Source organism: Erythrobacter sanguineus (assembly GCF_900143235.1).
Taxonomy (GTDB): domain Bacteria; phylum Pseudomonadota; class Alphaproteobacteria; order Sphingomonadales; family Sphingomonadaceae; genus Erythrobacter; species Erythrobacter sanguineus.
Window position 1 is genome coordinate 237,800 of the sequence record NZ_FRDF01000002.1, and the last position, 6,229, is coordinate 244,028.

A 6,229-nucleotide genomic window follows, 5' to 3' on the forward strand; every position below is an offset into this window, starting at 1 on the left:
CCGAGGCCCAGTGACTGAGGCGGAAACTGATGCAGCACTGGCGCGGGGGGCGCTGGCGGGCGACGCGCAGGCGCAGCGTGCTCTGGTGGAGCGGCATCGCGATGCGCTTTACCGCCTCGCCCGAACCGCCACGGGCGATCCCGACGAAGCGCTCGATATCGTGCAGGAAGCCTTTCTGGCCGCCTTCACCGCGCTGGGACGGTATGATCCGGCCCGGCCCCTGCGCGGCTGGCTGGCAACGATCACGCTCAACAAGGCGCGCGACTGGGCCCGGCGGCGCAAGGTGCGGCGGCTGCTCGGGCTGGCTTTGCCCGCCAATGCGGCCAGCTGGATTCCCGATGATGCACCGCTGCCCGACGAAGTGGCAGAGCAGCGCGATGCGCTTGCCGCCACCGCCCGTGCGATCGCCGCCTTGCCTGCAAGCCTCAAGGACGTACTGCTGCTGCGCACGCTCGAAGGGCTGAGCCAGGCAGAGACAGCACGCGCGCTCGGTATCAGCGAAAAGGCTGTCGAGACCCGGCTTTATCGGGCCAGACAGAAACTTGGCGAGCCGCCAAGGGATGATCCAGCCGCCCGCGTATAGGAGGGCATGGCTCTTCCTGTGTTGTCCCGACGCCGCCTGATGCTGGGTGCCGGCGCTGCCTCCGCATTCGCGGCCATGCCCGCGTGGGCGCAAGGCCACAGCGTGCATCGCCAGCGCGGCGGTGCGCCGATAAAAGCGGGCTTTGACGAGGTCGGCGGACCGGTGATCGACCTCGCAGTGGGCCACGGCCCGCGTGTCGTGCAGGGACGCAAGGGGCACGGCATTGCAGTCAATGGGAGCGTTCCGGGTCCACTGGTGCGTTTGCAGGAAGGCCAGGATGTCCAGCTCAACGTCACCAACAATCTGGGTCAGGATACCTCGATCCACTGGCATGGCTTGCTGCTGCCGTTTCACATGGACGGGGTGCCGGGAATCAGCTTTCCCGGGATCAGGCCAGGGCAGACCTTCACCTATGAATTTCCGGTGCGGCAAGCGGGCACCTACTGGTATCACAGCCATTCCGGTCTGCAGGAACAGCAGGGCCATTACGGCCCGCTGATCATTGATCCGGCGGGCGACGAACCGGCAGAATATGACCGCGAATATATCCTGTTGTTGAGCGAGTTCACCCCGCTTTCGCCGCATTTCATCATGGACCGCCTGCGCAAGGGTGAAGGCTATTTCAACTACCAGCAGACCAGTTGGACCGATGATTACCCCCTCACTGCTGAAGAACGGCAGATGTGGGGCGAGATGCGGATGCCCGCGACCGATATCGCCGATGTCACGGGTTCCACCTACACCTATCTCGCCAATGGGCGCGGGCCCAAGGAAGGGCTGGAATTCCTGTTTCGCCCCGGCGAGCGCATCCGGCTGCGGATCATCAACGGATCGGCGATGACCTTCTTCAACATCCGGATTCCCGGCCTGCCGATGACGGTGATCGCTGCCGATGGCCAGAATGTGCGCCCGGTGGAGGTCGATGAATTCCAGATCGGCACGGCAGAAACCTATGACGTGATCATCACGCCGGGCACCACCGATGCTTACGCGATCATCGCCGAATGCATGGACCGTTCCGGCATGGCGCTGGCGATGCTGGCAAGCCGTCCGGGCGCTCGCGCTCCGGTTCCTGCGCTGCGCAAACCCCCGCTGCTCGACATGGGCGACATGGGGATGAACCACGGCGATATGGGGGACGAAGGCGCGCACGGCATGGCCGGCATGAAGATGCGCGATACCTTGCTGTTGCCGCCCGATGTGAAAATCGGCCCGGGCATCGACATGGTCTCCATGGCGCCGGTCGACAAGCTGGGCGATCCCGGTCTTGGCCTGCGCGATGTCGATCACCGGGTGCTGAACTACCGGATGCTGTCAGCGCTGGAGCCGAACCGTGATACCCGCAACCCCTCGCGCCTGCTGGAGCTGCACCTCACCGGCAACATGGAACGCTACATGTGGTCGTTCGACGGCCGGATGTATTCCGCCGTCAGCGACGTGCCGATCCGCTTTGCGTGGAACGAACGGGTGCGGGTCAAGCTGGTCAACAACACCATGATGGCGCACCCGATCCACCTGCACGGGATGTTCTTCGAACTGGTCAACGGCGAGACGTCCGCCCACCAACCGCGCAAGAACGTGGTGATCGTCCAGCCGGGCGCGAGCGCGCAGTTCGATATCACCGCCAATGAACCGGGCGACTGGGCGTTTCACTGCCACCTGCTGTATCACATGCATGGCGGGATGATGCAGACCGTGACGGTGATGGGGCCGGGAGAGGGCGAGTGAGGGCTCTGCTTTCGCTTACCATGATGCTGGCGGCCTCTCAGCTGGCCGCCCAGAGCCATGACGACCATCAGCATCAGACATCGCCCGAGCAACACGACCCGCACGCCGGACATGATATGGCCGAACCAGCCAAGCCCGCTTCCCCCGGCCCGGCCATGGAAACCCCGCCGCCCCCCGCCGCCGGCAGTGGTCCGCCGCGTGCCGCCGATGCGATCTGGGGGGCTGAGGCGATGCGGGCCTCACGCAAGGAACTGCGCCGCACCCATGGCGATTTCCCGGTGTTCTGGTTTCAGGGCGACCGGCTGGAAGCGCAGGTGCGCGAGGGCGCGGACGTCTACCTGTGGGACATTCAGGGCTATTACGGCGGTCCGACGACACGGCTGTGGTTCAAGAGCGAGGGCGAAGGCACATTCGGCTCCGCTCCGGAAGATGCCGAGGTGCAGGCGCTCTACGCCAAGGCTTTCGCGCCGTTCTGGGATGTGCAGGCCGGCATCCGCCACGACATTGCTGGGCCGGACACAACTCATGCGGTGATCGGCGTGCAGGGCCTTACGCCCTACATGTTCGAGATCGACGCTGCTCTGTTCCTCTCCCACCGGGGTGATCTTACCGCCCGGATCGAGGGCGAGATCGACCAGCGCATCACCCAGCGCCTGATCCTGCAACCGCGGATCGAGGCGAACCTTTCCGCACAGGACATCGCCCCGCTCGGCATTGGTGCGGGGCTCGACCAGATCGAGATCGGCGCGCGTCTGCGTTACGAAATTGCCCGCGAGTTCGCGCCCTATATCGGTATCGAACAATCGTGGCGCACGGGCCGCAGCGCGGATTTCGTCCGCGCGCGCGGTGAAGATCCATCCACCACCAGCTTCGTGGTGGGTCTGCGGTTCTGGTTCTGACAACACGTCTGTTTATGACAACACGAAGGACAATCGATGCGTTTTGCTGCTTTCCTCGCTGCCCTTACCCTTTCATCGGGCTTCCCCTGCGCGCTTCTCGCACATGTCGAACTTGCCGCCTCGACCCCGGTCGCAGGCACCGCGGCCAAGGCCCCGCGCGAAATCGCACTGACCTTCAACCAACCGGTCGATCAGATGGCAGCCGCAGCAAGCATTGTCATGACCGCGATGCCGGGCGTCCCCAATCACGGCGAAATGGTGATCCGCAACTTTACCGCCAGCTGGTCTGAAGACAGCCAGACCATGACCCTGACCTTGCGCAAACCATTGCCCGCCGGAACCTACGAGATCCGCTGGCAGGCTGCCGCTGGCGATGGTCATCCGATGAGCGGCACTTTCGGCTTCGATGTACCATAGGTCGTTCCTCCCAGATTGGAGTTCAGGAAGCCGGCAGCGTCATTTGCTCCCCGATTGACCGGCATTGTTAAGCGCGTTTCTATCCACACTTCGTGACCGCGCGCGACCAGTTCATGCGCGCGCTCAGGTGCCAGGCGGACGCGATATTCGTGATTCTTGATTTCGACAGGGCATCCGATGCGCGTGGAATTCGTCGTCCTTGTCGCGGTGAAGGAAGGCAGGTTTGCAGGCTCGGTCTGGCAACCGGCTCAGGCAGCAGCACTGGCTGCCACTGGTTCGAAGACGGCGGTGGCGGGATTGCCGACGAAATGGCGGGCGAGGATGGCGCTGTCACGGGCAATCGTTTCGACGCAGGTCACGAGATGGGCAAACTCCGCATTGCTCATGAGCGGGGAGAAATTGACCCGCACAAACCCCGGCTTGTCCAGTTCCGCGCCGAAGCGGATCGCCTGGTAGATCGCGCGCGAGTGCTGTTCGTCGAGATCCAGCAGACGGTGAACATAAGGCCCCGCGCAGGCACAACCGCCGCGTGCCTGAATGCCGAAACAATCGCTAAGGATGCGGGTGACAAGCTGGTGATGGACCAGTTGCCCTTCGCCGTCGCGCATCCTGAACGAGACGATCGGCAGGTGTTCATCCATCTCGCGCCCCAGCACCTCGATCCGCGGGTTTGCGCGCCAGCGGGCCAGTGCGTCGCGGCACATCTGCTGTGCGCGCAGGTCGAGCCCGGCCTCCATCATGCAGGACCGAACGATGCCCGCGAGCGCCGTGCGGATATCGCCGATCGCGTTGGGTGTGCCGGCTTCCTCCCGCGCGGCGAGATCGGCAAGGTAGTCATGGCCAGATGGCGAGACGAAGCTGACCGTGCCGCCGCCGGGAGCCGAGGGCTTGTCCAGCACCACGGCATCGCGACGCACCACCAGCACGCCCGATGACGCGGGGCCGCCGAGGAACTTGTGAGGCGAGAAGACCAACGCATCGACGGCAACGTCAGGTGCCGGGCGCATGTTCATCGCGATGTAGGAGCCCGCCCCGGCATAGTCCCAAATCACCTTGCCGCCCGCCGCCTGCACCATGCGCGATACGGCGGCGACATCGGTCAATGCGCCGGTGACGTTCGACCCGGCGGAAAAGGCGGCGATGACCTTCCGGCCTTTCCCGACCTTGAGAACCTCGGCGAGCGCGGCACGATCCGGGCCGCCGTCGGCACCCTCTGGCAGTTCGATCACCTCCGCGCCGCTTTCGCGCCATGGCAGCAGGTTGGAGTGGTGCTCGTAAGGGCCGAGCAAGACCAGCGCGCGCCGTCCTTCGGCGTCCGGGAGGTCGGCTCCGAACAGCCGCACCAGCTTCTGCAGGCCCGCGGTTGCGCCCGAACCGGCGAAGATCACCGCATCGCCAGCGTCCGCCCCGCAGAACCACGCGATCTCAGCCCTGGCTGAGCGGCGCAGCGCGTTGATCGAGCGACCGCAGTGCGAGGCCTGCGTGTGCGGGTTGGCATAGACCGGCAGGACATGCTCCAACACAAAATCCTCGACCTCGCGCAGTGCCCGGCCCGACGCGGCATAATCGGCATAGAGGAGTGGCTGCGGCCCGAGCGGCCCATGAACCGTCGCGCCCTTGCCGATGATAGAGGCAGCGAGACTGCCATCGGCCAGCGTGCCGCGTATCTCGCTGCGAAAGGCGTCAAACAGGGCGTGGGCCTGAGCCACAGCCGGGTCGGAGCAGGAGAGTGCATCGGTCATGCAGCGCTTTTCGGGCAGTCCTGCCGGGATTTCATTACCTGTTTTCATGAATATCGACTAGAAAATCGATCATATGACCACTGAGAATCCCGAAATCGACAATATCGATCGCAAGCTCCTGATGGCGCTTCAGGATGACGCTTCCTTGAGCCAGCGCGCATTGGCCGAGGCTGTCGGTTTGTCGCAGAACGCCTGCTGGCGGCGGTTGCAGCGGCTCCAGAACGAAGGCGTGCTGCGCGGCCAGCGGGCTGATGTCGATCTGGCGCGGCTTGGCCTCGATCTGGTGGTGATCGTGATGATCAAGACCCCGCACCATTCCAAAGACTGGGCGGTGGCGTTCAAGGCCCATGTCGAACGCATACCCGGCGTCGTCGACCTCTACCGCATCGGCGGCGAGTGGGATTATCTGGTCAAGGTCGTGACACAGGGGATCAGGGGTTATGACCGGTTCTATCAGCAGTTGGTCGACGGGTTCGACCTTTCGGTGGTGACGGGCCATTTCGTGATGGAGGAAATGATCAGCGCGAGACCGATTCAGCTGGTTTAATGCCCCAGCCTGATCACCAATCCCTTGTCCCCCGTCAGCACCAATGGCACAGATTTGAGGTTGTGATTTAAGGAGGGTTGGGGCTTCGTCGTAGTGACGAAGGAACGAAGATGAAGACCCAACCCTCCTTGAAGAAATCGCCCCCCAAGAAGGCCCCTGCCGAGCGGGTGGTGAAGGACATCCGGCGTGCAACCCGTCGCCATTTCTCGGCTGAGGACAAGATCCGCATCGTGCTCGACGGGCTGCGCGGCGAGGACAGCATCGCCGAGCTGTGCCGGAAGGAAGGCATCGCCCAGAGCTTGTATTACACCTG

The 6,229-nt window shown here is 64.0% G+C and carries 8 protein-coding genes; 6 read left to right on the plus strand and 2 right to left on the minus strand.

Features of this window, described 5'->3' with window-relative positions; all coding sequences use genetic code 11:
* Window positions 1–10: 10 nt before the first annotated feature.
* The 4 genes from BUA05_RS02420 to BUA05_RS02435 are packed head-to-tail and all read left to right on the plus strand — an operon-like array spanning window position 11 to window position 3,627.
* Window positions 11–583: an RNA polymerase sigma factor gene (locus BUA05_RS02420; RefSeq protein ID WP_072673062.1), complete on the plus strand. Its 573-nt coding sequence runs from the start codon at window positions 11–13 to the stop codon at window positions 581–583.
* 6 nt (window positions 584–589) lie between these two features.
* Entirely contained in the window at window positions 590–2,311 is a 1,722-nt protein-coding gene (locus tag BUA05_RS02425; RefSeq protein ID WP_072673063.1) for a copper resistance system multicopper oxidase, read from the plus strand.
* On the plus strand, window positions 2,308–3,210 hold the full coding sequence (locus tag BUA05_RS02430; RefSeq protein WP_245790048.1) for a copper resistance protein B: 903 nt from the start codon (window positions 2,308–2,310) through the stop codon (window positions 3,208–3,210). Before BUA05_RS02425 ends, BUA05_RS02430 begins: the two co-directional genes overlap by 4 nt.
* A gap of 36 nt (window positions 3,211–3,246) precedes the next feature.
* Window positions 3,247–3,627, plus strand: coding sequence for a copper resistance protein CopC (locus tag BUA05_RS02435; RefSeq protein WP_072673064.1), 381 nt, complete (start codon window positions 3,247–3,249; stop codon window positions 3,625–3,627).
* Here BUA05_RS02435 and BUA05_RS15090 read toward each other — a convergent pair.
* Window positions 3,588–3,848: a hypothetical protein gene (locus BUA05_RS15090; RefSeq protein WP_143150241.1), complete on the minus strand. Its 261-nt coding sequence runs from the start codon at window positions 3,846–3,848 to the stop codon at window positions 3,588–3,590. The two genes, BUA05_RS02435 and BUA05_RS15090, sit on opposite strands and share 40 nt — an antisense overlap.
* A 27-nt stretch (window positions 3,849–3,875) precedes the next feature.
* Window positions 3,876–5,369: an aminotransferase class V-fold PLP-dependent enzyme gene (locus tag BUA05_RS02440; protein ID WP_084662426.1), complete on the minus strand. Its 1,494-nt coding sequence runs from the start codon at window positions 5,367–5,369 to the stop codon at window positions 3,876–3,878.
* 73 nt (window positions 5,370–5,442) lie between these two features.
* Between BUA05_RS02440 and BUA05_RS02445 the strand changes: the two genes are divergently transcribed.
* Both BUA05_RS02445 and BUA05_RS02450 read left to right on the plus strand, forming a co-directional pair.
* On the plus strand, window positions 5,443–5,916 hold the full coding sequence (locus BUA05_RS02445; RefSeq protein WP_072673065.1) for an Lrp/AsnC family transcriptional regulator: 474 nt from the start codon (window positions 5,443–5,445) through the stop codon (window positions 5,914–5,916).
* Between the two features lie 110 nt (window positions 5,917–6,026).
* A partial coding sequence (locus BUA05_RS02450) for a transposase (protein ID WP_143150239.1) occupies window positions 6,027–6,229 on the plus strand: 203 nt, incomplete at its 3' end.

Excerpts from the sequence above, each read along its gene's own strand:
- BUA05_RS02425 (WP_072673063.1), top strand. The coding sequence starts at position 590 with ATGGCTCTTCCTGTGTTGTCCCGACGCCGCCTGATGCTGGGTGCCGGC.
- BUA05_RS02435 (WP_072673064.1), top strand. The coding sequence starts at position 3,247 with ATGCGTTTTGCTGCTTTCCTCGCTGCCCTTACCCTTTCATCGGGCTTC.
- BUA05_RS02440 (WP_084662426.1), bottom strand. The coding sequence starts at position 5,369 with ATGACCGATGCACTCTCCTGCTCCGACCCGGCTGTGGCTCAGGCCCAC.
- BUA05_RS02445 (WP_072673065.1), top strand. The coding sequence starts at position 5,443 with ATGACCACTGAGAATCCCGAAATCGACAATATCGATCGCAAGCTCCTG.